The 17088-nt window shown below is 63.4% G+C and carries 9 protein-coding genes; 1 reads left to right on the forward strand and 8 read right to left on the reverse strand.

Translation table 11 applies throughout. From position 1 onward, the window contains the following. Positions 1 to 205: 205 nt before the first annotated feature. The gene (locus LIY36_RS13805) at positions 206 to 3319 is read left to right on the forward strand and encodes a transglycosylase domain-containing protein (protein ID WP_226455973.1); all 3114 of its coding nucleotides are present in this window, start codon (positions 206 to 208) and stop codon (positions 3317 to 3319) included. On the opposite strand, the gene LIY36_RS13810 is transcribed toward LIY36_RS13805, so the two are convergent. The 8 genes from LIY36_RS13810 to LIY36_RS13845 form a co-directional block, all read right to left on the reverse strand. Next, positions 3281 to 7792, reverse strand: a complete 4512-nt coding sequence (locus tag LIY36_RS13810) for a hypothetical protein (protein WP_226455974.1) — start codon at positions 7790 to 7792, stop codon at positions 3281 to 3283. The two genes, LIY36_RS13805 and LIY36_RS13810, sit on opposite strands and share 39 nt — an antisense overlap. Positions 7793 to 7890: 98 nt before the next feature. Beyond that, positions 7891 to 9309 (reverse strand): aldehyde dehydrogenase family protein, encoded by a 1419-nt coding sequence (locus LIY36_RS13815; RefSeq protein WP_226455975.1) that lies wholly within the window; start codon positions 9307 to 9309, stop codon positions 7891 to 7893. Between the two features lie 14 nt (positions 9310 to 9323). Continuing rightward, complete coding sequence (locus LIY36_RS13820; RefSeq protein ID WP_192297377.1) at positions 9324 to 10649, reverse strand: aminotransferase class III-fold pyridoxal phosphate-dependent enzyme; 1326 nt, start codon at positions 10647 to 10649, stop codon at positions 9324 to 9326. Then, the gene (locus LIY36_RS13825; protein WP_226455976.1) at positions 10646 to 12163 is read right to left on the reverse strand and encodes a serine hydrolase domain-containing protein; all 1518 of its coding nucleotides are present in this window, start codon (positions 12161 to 12163) and stop codon (positions 10646 to 10648) included. Before LIY36_RS13825 ends, LIY36_RS13820 begins: the two co-directional genes overlap by 4 nt. A gap of 67 nt (positions 12164 to 12230) precedes the next feature. Next, the gene (locus tag LIY36_RS13830; protein WP_192297381.1) at positions 12231 to 13511 is read right to left on the reverse strand and encodes an OprD family porin; all 1281 of its coding nucleotides are present in this window, start codon (positions 13509 to 13511) and stop codon (positions 12231 to 12233) included. Positions 13512 to 13641: 130 nt separating this feature from the next. Continuing rightward, positions 13642 to 15273: an ABC transporter ATP-binding protein gene (locus LIY36_RS13835; RefSeq protein ID WP_226455977.1), complete on the reverse strand. Its 1632-nt coding sequence runs from the start codon at positions 15271 to 15273 to the stop codon at positions 13642 to 13644. A 2-nt stretch (positions 15274 to 15275) separates the two neighbouring features. Beyond that, on the reverse strand, positions 15276 to 16145 hold the full coding sequence (locus LIY36_RS13840) for an ABC transporter permease (RefSeq protein WP_192297384.1): 870 nt from the start codon (positions 16143 to 16145) through the stop codon (positions 15276 to 15278). After that, positions 16142 to 17083: an ABC transporter permease gene (locus tag LIY36_RS13845; protein ID WP_192297386.1), complete on the reverse strand. Its 942-nt coding sequence runs from the start codon at positions 17081 to 17083 to the stop codon at positions 16142 to 16144. The genes LIY36_RS13840 and LIY36_RS13845 overlap by 4 nt, the downstream gene beginning before the upstream one ends. Between the last annotated feature and the right edge of the window lie 5 nt (positions 17084 to 17088).

The raw sequence follows: 17088 nt of genomic DNA on the forward strand, positions 1-17088 counted from the left end.
TCTTTCACTATAAAAACCGCTCAATTTAGTTAAAGAACCCGCAAAAATGTAACTTTACAGGAGCATCTAACCTACCCGCAGCGACCAAACGTCGCAGCGCTCGCACAGAAACTTCCGACAAACAAAGCACAATTCCCTCACAACAAGCCCCCAGCGACTAAGCTTCCAGCAAGTCCGATCAATCTGCGTGCAGGATCAATCGACTATGGGCGCACTGTGGCAAACCGACTCGACCAAGGCTGCGAAAGTACACGGCAGTTCGGACCCAGCGCCTTCATCAAAAACCAGACCCAGGCCGCGCTACGCTTGGCGTTTGTTCTGGCTGATCGTACTGATGGGCTTGATTGCCCTGGGCGTGGCCGCCACCAAGGAGATGCGTACCTCGCGCCTGCAAGCCCAGGAACTCAGCCGCCTGGCGCGCAACCTCACCTATCAGGTCGAGCCCGGCGCCAGCGATGCCATCGACTACCCGGGTGCCGGGCCATTCGACCGGCGCCTGGGCTACAGTGACCTCGACACCTTCCTGCCGCGCCTGCTCAAGCGCGGCTACGTGATCCAGGCGCAGTCGCGTTTTTCCCCGGCGTTGATGGACTACAGCGCCAAGGGCCTGTTCGTGCCCTACGCGGAAAAAATCCAGGCAGGGCTGTCGATCACCGACTGTCGCGGCGCGCCGCTGTACACCTACAACTACCCGCAGCAGCTCTACGCCAGTTTCGCCGCGATCCCTGCGCTGGTGACCAACAGCCTGCTGTTTATCGAAAACCGTGACCTGCTCGACCCCGCCCAACCCCTGGCCAACCCCGCCGTGGACTGGCCGCGTTTCGCCAAGGCCGCGTGGTCGCAGGTCGCCAAGCTGCTGCACCTGCCAGGCCAAAGTGCCGGCGGCAGTACATTGGCGACCCAGCTGGAAAAATACCGCCACTCGCCGGATGGCCTGACGGTATCCGGCGGCGAAAAACTGCGGCAGATGTTTTCCGCCGCCGTACGCGCCTACCACGATGGGCCCGAGACCCTGGCGGCGCGGCAGAACATCCTGCGCGACTACCTCAACAGCGTGCCGCTGTCGGCGGTGCCGGGACACGGTGAAGTGCACGGCATGGCCGAGGGTTTGCGGGTGTGGTACGGCGCCGACTTCAACCAGGTCAACCAGGCGCTGTGGGGCCCGGTGAATGCCGAGCAAGGCCTGGCGCTGCGCGAGGTGCTGTCATTGATCATCGCCCAGCGTCGGCCATCTCATTACTTGACCAAGGGCCGTGACGAACTGGCGCAACTCACCGATAGCCACCTGCGCCTGCTGGCCCAGAGTGGCGTGATCGAACCGGCGCTGCTCAAAGCGGCACTGGCAAGCAAGGTCAGCTACCGCGACTGGGTGCAACAACCCACGGTACAACCGATCGAAACAGACAAGGGCATCAGCGTGGCGCGCAGCCGCCTCGCCGCCCTGCTCGACCGGCCGCTGTACGACCTGGACCGCCTGGACCTCTCGGCCACCAGCACCCTGCAAGCGCAATTGCAGGGCCAGGTCAGCGGCTACCTCAAGCACCTCGCCGACCCCGAGTTCGCACGCCAGATCGGTCTGCTCGGCGAGCGCTTGCTGACCGCCACCAGCACCGCCCAGGTGCGCTACAGCTTCACCCTGTTCGAACTGACCCCGGACGGCTCGCGGGTGCGCGTACAAACCGACAACACCGACCAACCCTTCGACATCAACGAAGGCAGCAAGCTGGAGCTGGGTTCCACCGCCAAGCTGCGGGTGCTCACCACCTACCTGCAAATCATCAGCGAGTTGCACGCCAAATACGCGGCCCAGGCCCCGGCCGAACTGAAAAAAGCCAATGTGGATGAACAGGACCGCCTGAGCCGCTGGGCCGTCGACTACCTGATCCAGGCGCCGGACAAATCCCTCGCCCGGATGCTCGACGCCGCCCTCGACCGCACCTACTCGGCCAACCCCGGCGAGCGCTTCTTCACCGGCGGCGGCCTGCACACCTTCCATAACTTCCGCAGCCAGGACAACGGCCGCACCCCGACCCTGCGCGACGCCCTGCGCGAGTCGATCAACCTGCCGTTCATTCGCCTGATGCGCGATGTGGTGCGCTACGTCACCTATTCCGGCGAGAACAACAGCGCCGAGTTGCTCAAGGACGACAACGACCCGCGCCGCCAGGAATACCTCGCCGGTTTCGCCGACCGCGAAGGCACCACCTTCCTGCTCAAGTTCTGGAAGAAGTATCAGAAGAAGGACACCCAGGCACGCCTCGACACCTTCCTCGACAGCCTGCACCCCACGCCGATCCGCCTGGCTGCCGTGCATCGCTACCTGCTGCCCAACGCCAGCCAGGAGAGCTTCAACCTGTTCGTGCGCTCACATATGTCGGGCGTCCAGAGCCCGCTCAAACTCACCGACGAACGCCTGGAAAAGCTCTACCAAGACTACGGCCCCGGCGCCTACGACCTGCCCGACCAAGGCTATATCGCCAAGGTCCATCCGCTGGACCTGTGGCTGCTGGGCTACCTGCTCAACCATCCCGACGCGACCTTCAGCGACGCCGTCAAGGCCAGCCAGTTCGAACGCCAGGAGGTCTACAGTTGGCTGTTCAAGAGCCGCCACCAAAGCGCGCGGGATAGCCGCATCCGCACCATGCTGGAGATCGAGGCGTTCCTGGATATTCATCAGCGCTGGAAAGCCGTGGGGTATCCCTTCGACCACCTGGTGCCGTCGCTGGCCACCGCCATCGGCAGCTCCGGCGACCGCCCGGCGGCGTTGGCGGAACTGATGGGCATCATCCTCAATGACGGCGTGCGCCCCAGAGTGCTACGCATCGACACCCTGCACTTCGCCGCCGGGACACCGTACGAAACCCAGGTGGTCAACGACCCGGCGCCCGGCAGGCAGGTGATCCCGGTGGAAGTGGCCAGGGCGTTGCGCGGCGCCTTGTCCCAGGTGGTGGACGCCGGCACCGCCAAGCGTGTCGCCGGCAGTTTCAAGCTGGCCGACGGCACGCCGCTGGCCATGGGCGGCAAGACCGGCACCGGCGACAACCGTATCGAGGCGATTGGTGCCGGTGGGCGCATCCTCAGTTCCAAATCCATCAACCGCACCGCGACCTTTGTGTTCTACCTGGGCGAGCACCACTTCGGCACGCTGACCGCGTTTGTGCCCGGCCAGTCCGCCGAGCACTTCACCTTCACGTCGGCGTTGCCGGTGCAGGTACTCAAGGGCATGGCGCCGATCCTGTTGCCGTATCTGCAACCTGACGGCCATACCCAGTGCGTGCCCTCAGTCGACGCTGAAAAACAACTGGCGAGCCAAGGCTAGCCCGATCTGCGCACGCCGGATCTCGAGGGTTTGCTGCACTCGCCCGGTCTGCCCGGTGCGCATGCGCGCGAAGGCCTCGGCTTCGACTGCGGCCTGTGCCTGGCGGCCCAGGCGTTCCTGTTCCGGACTCTTGAGGTGAGCAGCGGTGAAGTGATCATCCGGGCCTTCACTGCGCCCGTAGTGAAAGTGCGCGAAGCACAACGGCTTGCCGGTGTGGACATCATTCACGGCATACACCTGCAAAAAATCATCGCCCTTGAGCTTTACCCGGGCGCCTTGGCGATGAACGCGCACTTCGTTGTGGCTATGCAAAAAAGCCACGTCGGTTTGGGTCAGCGTTTTATTGCGCGTGGCGCGCAAGCGTGCGCTCAGCCCTGCCGCTTCGAGCTTTGCCACCGCTGCCCGCAAGCTCGCCTCGGCCGTCCGCGCATTGGCCTGCTGCACCGCCGCCAGCCGCGCGTTGTCCAGGCCGCGCAGTTTTCGGCCAATGGCCTCGGCCGCCCATGAACGGCTGCGGGCCTGAGCGTCCAGTAGTTCTTGCAGGGATGCCGCGTCATTGGCCTTGTCGACCATCGCTTCAACATGGGCGATGGCTTTATCGGTTTCTCCCAGCAACAGGTTGGCCTTTTTCAACAGGCTATTGAGTTCGGGATCGGGCCGCGCGGGTGGTGTGACGTTTTCCAGGTCCCAGACGCCGTCCTCGGCCTCGGTGAATGAACCGATGACGCTGCCGGCCGCATCCAGCATCTGAGCGGTATCTACGCCTGTGGGTTCTGGGCTCATACGCGCTACATACAGGTCGTGATTGCGGGTGCGGATGATCTTGTTGCGCCGTTTGCCCGAGGTTTCAGGTGGGGCTTTGAACACCTCTTGCGCCTGCGGCTGCAGCAACCCCGCCAGTTGTTGTTCCACGTTACGGTGCAGGGTGGCCAACAACTCTTGAAGCTGCTGCAGGTACGCGAGGTTGAACCTGTCCGGCTCCATGGCACGCCAGAATTCAATGCGATCATCGGTCTGCGCAAACACATGGTCGATGCTGTCGAGCAATTCAACGCGTTCAGCCTCGCTGCTGTGCACCTGCGACAACTCGGCCAGGGAGCGGCTGGCCCAGCGGGCACGGTCGACTGTGGTGCTCATGTTCTCGAAAAGATCATCTTCGAAGGGCAGGCCCGGCACGTCGATGGCCAGGCCCCATAACGTGGTGAGCTGCAAGGACTGCAGGTCGAGGACCGACGGGCGCACCGGCATCAATGCTGCCAGCGCCCGGGCCTTGTCGCGGCCGAGTCGGGGCACTTGGCGAAGCTCGTCGAGGTAGCGCTGTTCCAGGATGCGCCAACGAATCACCTTGTCGTGGATGACTGCCAGCTCACGCAGGCCCTGGTTCAGTTCGGCATGGGTCTGTTCGTCGCCGGCCTCCAGCAATGGTCGCAATTGCAGGTTGCGCAGATGCATGCGTGTGCGGCTGTCGGCATCCAACAACTGTATCGTCAGAATGATCGACTCCAGTATCTGACTCAGTTCCTCTTCGTAGCGCGGCCGCGGCCCGTGGTCGCGCAGGCGCCTGAGCAGCTGCAACTCGTCCTGGCAAAGCTCCAGTTTTTCTTCCAAGGCCTTGAAGTAGCGGGCCTGGGCCTGAGTGCGCTGTTGCTCGGTGACTTCATCGGCGGGCTTGTTGGCCAACGTGCGGGCGAGTTCCATGGCGCCCTGGGCGCGAGCGCGTTTCTGTGTGGCCTGACGGTATTGGTTTTCAAGAACCTGGCGGTTGTCGACAGGCTCGATAGCGCCATCTCCGGCGCCACCGAGCAGGCGCAATTGCAGGTCAACCTCCCAGCGCCCTTGCCCCACGGCTTTGAGCCACGGCCCCCGGTGCATGCCATCCGCACTGATCACCCGCACGCGTCCATGTTCCATGCGCACGCGGAATTTATGCCCTTGCACCAGTGCATGCCAACGCGGTGGAGTGCGGTGTGTGTCGCGCACCAGTCCTTGCCAGGGCCCGCTGGTTTCAGCGCCTTCCAAGGCCACGGGCCAGGGCGCTGGAAAGCTGTGCAGGCTGAACCGTTGCAGGCGTGCCCACATCTCTGGCGTGAGGGTGTCGCGGGCATTGGCCCAGCCCGACGGCGTGAGGAACTGCGCAGGGGGCGCGATCCGTACAGGCGGCAGGGGCGTCGGTTCCGCAAGGGCCAACGGCGCAAATACCGGGTGCTCTACCTCCAGGTGGCGCCGCGCGTCATGGGGTGTGGCCTGGTGCGCCACGACCACCATCAGGTTGGCCAGCAGATCGATCAGTGCGGCATTTTTGGCCTGCTCGTCGGTGCCCTGCAAGGCGACGATGTCCTGCCGGGCGCTGTCGACCAACTGCACCAGCCACCCCACCAGCATCAGCGGCCCGGTGAGCAGGGGTTGCAGGGTGCCGAACAACAACCAGCCGACCTGCTTGAGGCTGGCCCAGCGCTGTTCGGCGTTCGACACCGTCTGACGCTCAGCCAGGCTTGCCAAGGCTTGAGCCATGGCCGTGAACAGGTGATCAGTGGGGTCGCCGACAAGCACTGACTTGCTCAGCTGTGCCGGTGCCGGTTGTTCATAACGCGTGAACTCATCGCCCTGCAGAAAATGCTGAGTGCGCGGCTCGTCAAACCCACCATTGGCGTAGACCGCCTGACGCAGGGGCGCCAGCCAGGTCAGCACGCTGTCTTGCAGCGCACCGGGTTGCCGGATCGCCTCGAACAAGGCATTCAGCGATGGGAACTCCTGTAGCGGCGGCTCGAACAAAGGCCGATAGAGCAAGTGGGGGCCGGCCTCGCCTTGCCGAGGGCCAATGATGAACATATTGGCCACTTCATCCGCCGTCGCCCCGGCGACGGCCTTGAACGCCAAGGGCCAGAATGCGTCGGACGTCGCACTGGGTTGCAGCGCAGCCCGCAAGCGGCGAAAACCTGCCTGGGTCAGCCCATGCTCACCCTTGATTTGCCATTCCAGGGCCTGCATCGGCAGCTGCACGCGCAATTGCAGGCTGAACAATTGACGTCGATTGGGGTTACCAATCAATTGCTGTTTGAGCAATGCCGGATACCGCTGTCCGATGTCGGCCTCGGTCACGCAACGCTGGAGCAGCTCATAGCTCAACCAGGCGGGCGCAGGCTCGCCCTTGAGGCGAATCGCTTTGACGGTGTGGGCAAAGCCCACCAGGTTCTCGAGGGCCCACTCCGTCAGGCTGACGTGGAAGCGCTCCACCTGCCCGGCGATAAAACCTCCCGGCACCGGCACTGCGGCGGCAATCACCCGCTCAAAGGTCAAGCGAATATCGGCGGGGCTCAGCGCCGTGGCGCGTGCGTCCTTTCGCAAACAGGCTTGCAAGCGCTCGTTGGCATAGCCCTGCAACGAGGGGATACCGTTGAGAAAATGCCGCGCACCGCTGTGCTGGCGGGCGAGCACCAACGCTTGCAGCAATTGCGCGTAGGCGATGCACTGATCGGGCGTGGCATGGACCAGCCATAACGGCAGTTGCTCGCGCAACGTCTGCTGACGCGGACTGAGGGCCGCTACAAACCAGCGGCGGCTGTCGGTGATCATGCCCAGTAGCGCCTGATAATCCTCGACGGAGCGCGGCACCCGCGGGTCAAGCAACGCAATCTCTTGCAACTGCAACGCCAGGTAACTGGCCGCCAGCGCGTCGAAGGGATCGCCCTGCACCTCGACGGCGAACCATTGCCCGCCCGCGCCTGCAAGCAACGGGCTGGCGTAGGCCGGCAACAGCGCTGGCAGGCTGTCCGGAGTGTCCAGGCGCTGCACACCGCAGGCCGGGCTGAACAAGAACGTCTGCGTGGCAGTTTGCAGCAGGAGCAGCGCCAGCATCTGCACCGACGCCCCGCGGCGCAGGTGCAGCGTTTGTACCCTCAGTGCCGGGCCATGGGCCGACCACTCCCGATTGGGACGGCGGCCATGCAACGCCGACCTGGGAAAGACCCGGGCGAAGCACTCCGCGCTCATGCCCGGCGGCGGGGGCGAGTCGTAGAGCAACGCCAGCAACTCATCGGCCAGGTGGCCCCAACGCGTCATGTGCAACGGCAGCGGCTCGTTCCACCACGCTTGCAGACGCCGTGAAAAAAACCCCAGCAGGCGCGCCCCGCAGCGGTTGATCAGGCCTTCCAGCTCCGCCAGGCTTGGGCCGCCCGGCGCATAGGTTTCCCGGACTCGCTGCACCACATGCTGGTAGCCCTCGGCCAACAACGTGGGCCGCGCGGCTGCCAGACGCGCCATCACCAAGTCGGGCAAGGAACGATACGGGCCGTCGGGTGTGGCCAGGTAAATCAAACGCGCAGAATAATTGCGTCCCGCACAGTACTGGTCCAGGTAGGCCTGGGCACAGTCTGCGGCGACGGTTGTCAACGAGGGAGGGTCGTCGAACAGGTTCAGCACCTGTTCGATATGCACCTGGCGCATGGCCGCCGGGGGTGTCGAAGTGAGAGTCATCGGGGTTTCTCTATCGAGGGTAAACGCCAGACCCTACTCGCGCGCGCACTGCGACTCGCACTACACAAATACCGCCCCGTCGCCTGTCGCTCAAGCCGTTAATACCCAAACAACGACTTGCTCTCCAGGTATTCTTCAAACCCCCACTCACCCCATTCCCGGCCATTACCCGACTGCTTGTAGCCGCCAAACGGCGCGGCCTGGTCGGCCCGGGCACCATTGAGATGGACCATGCCGGTGCGCAGTTGCCGCGCAACCCTGCGGCTGCGTTCGAGGCTGGTCGAAGTGACGTAACCTGACAAGCCATAAGGGCTGTCGTTCGCGATGGCTATCGCCTCGGCTTCGCTGTCGTACGGCATGATCGCCAGGACCGGGCCGAAGATTTCTTCACGCGCCACGAGCATGTCCGGGGTGACGTCGGCAAATACCGTAGGTTGCACGTAGTACCCGCGCTCAATCCCCCGTGGTCGTCCCAGCCCTCCGGCGATCAATCGCGAACCCTCGGCGATGGCCTGAACGATCATGGCCTGAACCCGCTCAAACTGCAGGGCGTTCGCCACAGGGCCGATGGCGCAGGTCGGCTGGCTGTCGTCGAAACACACCTGCGCCAGCACTTCCTGGACGATATCAATCACGGCCTGTTGCTGCGCGCGCGGTACTAGCAGGCGCGTCGGCGCATTGCACGACTGGCCACTGTTACGGATGCACGCCTGTAACCCGTGACGCACCGCGCTAGGCAGATAGGCGTCGTCGAGCAGAATATTCGCGGATTTGCCGCCCAGCTCCTGGGACACACGCTTGACTGTATCGGCCGCCGCCTTTGCCACTGCGATGCCGGCGCGGGTCGAGCCGGTAAACGACACCATATCCACCTCGGCATGGCTGGCCAGCGCAGCGCCAACCACCGGCCCATTACCGTTGACCAGGTTGAACACCCCCTTCGGCACCCCGGCCTCATGCAGGATTTGCGCGACGATATGGGCCGACAACGGCGCACACTCACTTGGCTTGAGTACGACGGTGCAGCCCACCGCCAGGGCGGGTGCGAGCTTGCAGGTGAGTTGATTGAGTGGCCAGTTCCAGGGGGTGATCAGGGCGCACACGCCGATAGGCTCACGCACCACTAGCGTCTGGCCCACGCGGCGTTCGAAGCGATAATCGCGTAGCACTTCCAGCGCCTGCACCAGATGGCCCAGGCCTGCCGGCACATGCGCACTGCGGGCCAGGGACAGCGGCGCTCCCATTTCCAGGTGAACCGCTTCGACCAGCGCTTCGCTGTGGAGTTTGTAGGCCTGGATAATGCGTTGCAGCAGGTCGACACGCGCCTCAAGCGAACTTGCTGCGAACCCGGCAAACGCTTGCCTGGCCGCGCCGACTGCGCGGTCCACATCGTGGCTGTCGCCAAGGCTGATGCGCGCAACCACCTGCTCGGTGGACGGATTTACCACGGGCTCAATGGCCGTACCGTGAGGCTTGACCCAGGCACCGTCAATGTAGAACTCAAACAGATCCGACATACCTTGGACTCCCTTCAGGCGACGTGTTTAAGGGCACTGGCCAGGGTGTCGAACACCTGGGCGATCTCCTGCGGGCTGATCACCAGCGGCGGCGAAATCACAATGGTGTCGCCCGAGCCGCGTACCAGCACGCCGTTGTCGAAGCACCACTGCGCAACCTCGCTGCCACGCGCACCGGGGAAACCAGGGCGCGGCTCGAGTTCGACCGCGCAGAGCAAACCGATCGCGCGTACGTCCAGCACCGGGCCGATGCCCTGCAGCGCGAGTGCGGTCGACTGCCACAGCCCACTCACCGCGCTGACGTGCTGGTTGATGCCCAGTTCACGATGCACCTCGAGGGTGGCCAACCCGGCCGCACACGCCAGTGGATGGGCTGAATAGGTGTAGCCGTGCATCAGTTCGATGACATTCTGCGGCCCGGCCATGAACGCTTCATACACCGCTCCACTGACCAGCACGCCGCCCATGGGCACGGCGCCGTTGGTCAGGCCCTTGGCGGTGGTGATCAGGTCCGGCAGTACGCCGAAGGCTTGCGCGGCAAAGGGAGCGCCGACGCGGCCAAAGCCCGTGATGACCTCGTCGAAAATCAACAGCACGCCGTGCCGTGTGCAAATCTCGCGCAAGCGTTGCAGGTAGCCTTGGGGCGGCGGATAAACCCCACCGGAGCCGGTCACCGGCTCGACAATCACCGCGGCCACGGTGCTCGGGTCCTGGATGTCCAGCAGTTGTGTCAGCGCATCAGCGTAACTGGCGCCCTGCTGCGGCTGCCCGACGCTGAAACGCATGCCCGCGTCATACGGCAATGGCAGGTGCGAGACCTCCCCCAGCAGTGGGCCAAAGTCACGTTTCTGGCGGCCGATACCGGATACCGACAGCCCACCGAAACCCATGCCATGGTAGCCCTTGGCACGCCCGATAAACTTGGTACGGCGGCAATCACCACGCGCTTGGTGATACGCCCGCGCGATCTTCAGCGCGGTATCCACCGCTTCAGAGCCGGAGTTGGTGAAGAACACCTGCTCCATACCAGCGGGGCTGACGTCGATCAAGCGCTCGGCCATTTCCAGGGCCTGGGGGTGGCTCATCTTGAACGACGAGACAAAGTCCAGGCGCCCCGCCGCTTCGCGAATGGCTTCGACGATTTTCGGCTGGCCATGCCCGGCATTCACGCACCATAGCCCCGCCATTGCGTCGAGTACGCGGCGCCCATCGGTGGTGGTGTAGTGCATACCCTCGGCGCTGGCGAACATCATCGGTTGTTGCTGGAACTGGCGCATCGGCGTAAATGGCGCCCAGAACGCGCCCCGCGCGGAAACTGAAGGGTTGGAAAGATCGGTCATGGCGACTCCTGCAAAGCGATGGTTGGATGGCCGGTCAGCGTCGGGCGCTGCAATGGGCCTGCGTTTACGTTGACGCTGCGGTCCACGTACAAGGTGCCGTGTTCGAGACGGCAGGTGACCCGATCACAAAACGCCGTCTCGACAAACTGCCAGGTCATGCTCAACACCCCGTCTTCGGTCCAGCGCGCCTGCGCCACCACCGGGGTGAGTTGCGGCTGGTATTGGTGATGCAGATAGTGGCCGGTCATGCTGGTCTGGGTTTCGATGCCGGCGCTCAGCCCGGCACGGATGCAATGGGTGCCACGGGGGTCGGTGAGGTAAAAGTCACAATGCTCGGGCCCGAACTCCAGGCGCACTTGGCTGACCTGGTCTTCGTTGGCCTGCATGACAAACGTACCGCTGAATTGAGCCTGGCGCGGCGAGCTCGCGGCGCCAGACATGACCGGCCGCTGTTGACGCGCCAGCAGCGCCGCCAGCCCGGCATCCAACGAGCCTTCGCTGGGTACGTCCAGCGCGGGCAAAAGATGCTCCCAGAGCAAGCTGTGCAAGCGCCGCTCGCCCAGGGCAAGCCCCGCGGTAAACGCAATCACCGTGTTATGGCGAGGTAACACAATGCACTGCTGGCCAAACACGCCGGAGGCGTAATACCCACCGTGCAGGGTCATCCACCACTGGAAGCCGTAGCCTTCGCGGCGCGTGACAGAGGCGTCGCTGGACTCGTCGCGGCTCAGGTAGCGCTTGCCATCGAAGGCGCCCATCCATACATCATCGACGTGCCCACGGGTCGCTTGGGCCACCCATTCCCGGGACAACAATTGCTGCCCCTGCCAATGGCCGTGTTGCAAGTGCAATACGCCGAACTTGAGCAAGTCTTCGGTGCGGCAACTGAGGCCATTGCCACCGGTGTTGAAACCGTCAGGTGCCAGGTCCCACTCGATGGGGCCCATGCCCATGGGTTGGAAAATACGTGCGTTGCACAGCTCGAACGCCGTCTGACCACTGACCACGCTGACAATCGCCGAGAGCATGAAGCTCGACGCACTGCTATAGATAAACCGGTGCCCTGGCGGGTCTTCGACCGGCTCGTTGAGGAACAACCGCACCCAACTGTCACTGCGCCCACGCCAGGCGCCACCCGAGATGCCCTGGCGATGGCCGGTGCGCATTGTCAGCAAATCCCGCACGGTCATGGCCGCCAGGTTGGCGCTGATGGATGCCGGGCAATCGGCGGCAAAAAAATCCACCACCTTGGCATCCAACGACAGCGCGCCGTCATCCACCAGCAGCCCGACGGCCATGGACACCCAGCTTTTGGTCGCCGAATGCTGGACGTGCAGGCGTGCGGCGCAATAAGGCGCCCAAAACGCTTCAGCTACCACCGCGCCATCGCGGTACAGCATGAAGCTGTGCAACTCCAGGTCCGCAGCGTTCACCGCTTCGATGAAATCACTTACGCCACGCGCCGATACGCGTTGTTGACTGGGCGATGCCCGCCGCAACGGCAAACTCGTCATCTGATCTATCCCCTCATTTCCACTGCTTGTGCGTGCAACAGGCTGTGCCTGTTGCACGCCATTCCCGCTACCAGAGCGCCACGGTGTAGCCCAGGATCACTCTGTTTTCGTTGGTGTCACGGGCGAAGTTGCTCGTGGCGCTGGCGTTCTGCCAACGCAGCGAGACATCCTTGAACGTGCCGCTCTGCACCACATAGCCGAGGCTCACGTCCCTCTCCCATTCGCGTCCTTCGCCGTTAAAGCCAATGACCTTGGCGTTGTCGCCCTTGGCATACCGCGTCGAGAACAGCAGGCCCGGAATGCCCAGCGAGGCGAAGTCATAGTCATAGCGGGCATGCCACACGCGCTCGCCGGTCTGGGAGAAGTTGGCCAGTTGATACTCGGTGAACAGGTAGGTGTTGGTGCCGTCCACATAGGTGAACGGCGTCGAACCGTACTGTTCCTGGTAACCGCCGCTGAGGTTGTGGCCGTAGAGGCCATAGCCGATGCGCGTGCTCAACGCCCGGTTATCCACCTTGCCGGCCAGGGCCGCAGCGTCTTCACTGGCGCTGAAGTAGCGGACATCGGTCTTGAACGTGCCCGGGCCCCACTTGAAGCTGTTTTTCAAGCCCAGGTAATGCTGTTGGTACAGGCTTTCCAGTTGCGCGAACTGGTAGGTCACGACGGTCGTTGGCGTGAGTGCGTACTCGCCACCGGCGTAGCGAAATTCATCGCTTTTCGCGCTGCTTTTGTAAGCGCCGTACTGGCTGGTAAGCCCCATATCTTCGTAATGGGTTGAGTCGCGCTGCTTGACCTGGTCCAGTTGGCCGGCGGTCAGTGTCAGCTTGTCGATGTCCTTGGAGGTCAGTGCAGTACCGCTGAAGCTCTGCGGGAACAGGCGGCTCAGGTTCGGCTGCAGCGTCGGCAGGTCAGGCACCATGTAACCCACGCGCAACTCGCTTTTGCCCAGGCGCGCCTTGCCGGTGAGGCCCAGTTTTGAGTAGTTGTCATGGGCTCGGCGGGCGTAGCTGGGGGAGCCTGGCTCGGCCGTGCTGGAGCGTGCCAGCAGCCCGGTACCGGAGTTGTCAGGGCTGGAATCGAGCTTGATACCCAACATACCCACAGCGTCCAGGCCAAAGCCCACGGTACCGTCGGTAAAGCCCGACTCGAGCTTGAGGATAAAACCCTGCGCCCACTCGGCACGCTTGTTCTGCCCGCTGGACTCGCGGTAGTCGCGGTTGAAGTAGTAGTTCTTCAACTCCAGCGCCGCTTTGCTGTCGGCGACGAAGTCGGCCTGGGCAAACAAGGGCATGAAACCGGCGCCCATGACGCTGGCACTGGCGACAACTTTGTTGATGCGGTTATTCATGTGTAGGTTCCTGGCAGACAGGTTGAATGGGGTTGTTTTTGTTTTCTTCAGCCATGGCTTCGCCCGCTTCGCAAATCGTCGATTTGCGAAGGGTTGGGTTTCAATGCCGTGGCCTGGGGTGCAGCAGTACCTAAATCACACTGGCACGGAGGCGGTAACTGCCGTCCGCACGTTTCTCCAAGGGGCTGGCCGCGGCGAGTAGCCGACGGGTGTAAGGGTGTTGTGGGGCGTCGAAAATCGTGTCACGCGGGCCCATTTCGACCACTTCGCCCTGGTTCATCACCGCGACACGGTGGGCGATGCGTTCCACCGCCGAGAGATCGTGGGAAATGAACAGGCAGGCAAAGCCGTATTGGCGCTGCAAGCGCTCGAACAGTTCGAGGATCTGCTTCTGGATGGTCATGTCCAGTGCCGAGATCGGCTCGTCGGCAATCACCAGTTTGGGCCGGCGCACCAACGCCCGGCCAATCGCCACGCGCTGGCGCTGGCCACCGGAGAGCTGATGGGCAAAGCGCTCGCGAAACTGTTCGGGCAAGCCCACATCAACCAGCGTGTCGGTGACCCGCTGACGCTTTTGCGCGGCCGTCAGGGCTGGTTCATGGCGCAGCGGCTCGGCGAGGATCTGCCCGACGGTCATGCGCGGGTCGAGGGACGAATACGGATCCTGGAAGATCATCTGGCATTGCAGGCGATGTGCCCGGTTGGCGGCTTTGAGGATGTCCACTCCCTGGAACAGGATCGCCCCGGCACACGGGTTGACCAACCCGACGACCGCGCGCCCGAGGGTGGTCTTGCCCGAACCGCTGCCACCAACCAGGGCCAGGGTCTCGCCCGGCGCGATACTCAGGTTCACCGAGTGCACCACGCGCTTGGGCACGCTGCGGCCCCAGAAACTGCGCGGCCCCGGGTGTTCGATACACACATCCCGGACCTGCAACAACGCGTTGTCGGCCGCCGGCACTGGCACCAGTTCCCCGCGCCGTGGCAGCGCTTCAAGCAGTTGCCGGGTGTATTCGGCCTTGGGGGCAAAGAGGATGTCTTCGATACGACCCTGCTCTACTGCCTTGCCCGAGCGCATCACCACGACTTTGTGGGCGTAACGCGCCACCAGGGACAGGTCGTGACTGATAAACAGAATTGCGGTGCCCTGCTCGCGGGTCAGTTCCAGCATCAACTCGATCACGTCCAGTTGCGCCAGGCAATCCAGGGCCGTGGTGGGTTCGTCGGCAATCAGCAGTGCCGGGCGCAGCAGCATCACCGAGGCCAGCATGATCCGTTGGCGCATGCCACCGGAGAACTGGTGCGGATAGGATGCCAGGCACTTTTCGGCGTCCTTGATGCCGATGCGTTGCAGCATGGCGATGCAGCGCTCATGGATCGTCGCCGCATCCAGCGTGGTATGCAGTTTGAGTGCCTCGCTCATCTGCCGGCCGATGGTCAGCGCGGGGTTGAGCGAGACCATCGGTTCCTGGAACACCATGCCGATGCGTGCACCCCGCACTTTACGCATGGCCTTGGCATTGCTGCTGTCCAGCGCCTGCCCCTGGAAGATGATGCGCCCACCGCACACCTGCATCGGTGCTGGCAGCAAGCCAATGGCAGCTCGCGCGGCCATGGTCTTGCCGCTGCCCGACTCGCCCACCAGTGCGACGATTTCGCCGGGGGCCATGGTGAAGCTGAAGTCATCAACGGCCAGCGGACCGTCCACGCCGACGCGAATCTGTAGATTTTCAACGGCCAGTAAAGGCACTGGAACGCTCATGCTCATTTCCTCATGCGCGGGTCGAGACGATCACGCAAGGCATCGCCGAACAGATTGATAGCCAGCAGCGTCAGGCTGATAAAGATGCCCGGGAAGATCCCCAGCCAAGGCGCCGTCGAGATATAAGTGCGGCTTGCCGAGAGCATGCTGCCCCAGGTCGCGGCCGGCGGTGGAACCCCAAGGCCGAGGAAACTCAGCGCACTCTCCGAGAGCAGCGCCCAGCCAAACATGCTGGTGGCCAACACACACAGCGGCGCCAGACAGTTGGGGGTGATGTGACGGAACATGGTGTACAGCTCGGAGTTGCCGATCACCCGCGAAGCCTCGATGAACTCCAACTCACGCAGCGACAGCACGCTGCCACGTACCACCCGCACCACCGAAGGGGTGTAGGCGATACCCAGGGCGAGCACGATGCCGTACTGGCTGGCGCCGACAATGGCCATGATGCCCAGGGCCATAAGGATGCCGGGGAATGCCAGCAACGCATCGTTGAGCATCATCAGCAGCCGGTCGGTCCAGCCGCGCAGGTAACCGGCGAGCATGCCGATCAGCGTGCCGCAGATCACCGCCACGCTGACCGAGAGCAGGCTGATCCACAGGCTGGTGCGCGCACCGATGATCAGCCGGCTGAACACATCGCGGCCAAATTCGTCGGTGCCCAGCCAATGCAAGGCGCTCGGTGCGTGCAGGCGTGAGAGCAGGTCCAATTTGAGCGGGTCGTAAGGTGTCCACACCACGCCGAGCAATGCCAGCAACACCAGTGCCGCGAGCAGGCTGCCGCCGATCAGGGCGTTCAGCGGCGGGTAACGCCGGCGCCGCCGAGGCGTGATCGCCGCCACGGGGGGCAAGGCAGGAGTCTTGAGGTTCATAGCTTCACCCTTGGATCGAACAGCGGATACAGCAGATCCACCAGCAGGTTGACCAACACGTAGATACAGGTGACCAGCAGCAGGCAACCCTGCAACACCGGGTAGTCGCGGGAGAAAATCGCATCGACCATCAACCGGCCGATACCTGGCAGGGTGAACACCGTTTCCAGCACCGCAATGCCGCCGAGCAAGTTGCCAAGGATCAGGCCAATCAGGGTCCAGGTCGGCGCAAACGCGTTGCGCAAGGCGTGCCTGCACAGCACCGCACCTTCCGACAACCCCTTGGCCCTGGCATGGGCGATGTACTCCAGGCGCAGCACCTCAATGGTGCTGGCCCGTGCCATCCGGGCAATGGCCCCGAACTCCACCAGCGTCAGGGTGACGATCGGCAGCACCACATAGGTCAGCGCTTTCATCGGGTCAGTGGCAAAGCCGACGTACCCGATCACCGGCAACCAGCCCAATTGAATGCCGAAGACATACAGCAGCAACAACCCCAACCAGAAGCTGGGTACCGACAGCAACAACGTTGCCGTGGCCACCAGGCCCAGGTCCATCGCACTGTTTTGCTTCCAGGCGGCGAGCAAGCCCACCGGGACTGCGAGCACAGTCGCCAGCAATACCGCCACCAGCACCACGGTCGCACTCACGCTGAAGCGCTCGAGCAGCAACTCCAGCACCGGCTGGCGGCTGCTGATGGATACACCGAGGTCACCACTGAGTACCGATTTAATCCAGATCAGGTACTGGGTCACCACCGAGTGATCAAGCCCCAGGCTGCTGCGCATATCGGCAAGACTTTGCGGGTCGGCCATGTCGCCCAGCATCAGTAGCGCCGGGTCGCCGGGGATCAGACGGATCAAGGCAAACACAATCACCGAGATCAGCAACAGGGTCGGCACCGCCATGCCGAGCCTATGCAATATGAATCGAAACATAGCGC

It is taken from the genome of Pseudomonas sp. AF03-9 (assembly GCF_020515815.1).
In the GTDB taxonomy this organism is placed as follows: Bacteria; Pseudomonadota; Gammaproteobacteria; order Pseudomonadales; family Pseudomonadaceae; genus Aquipseudomonas.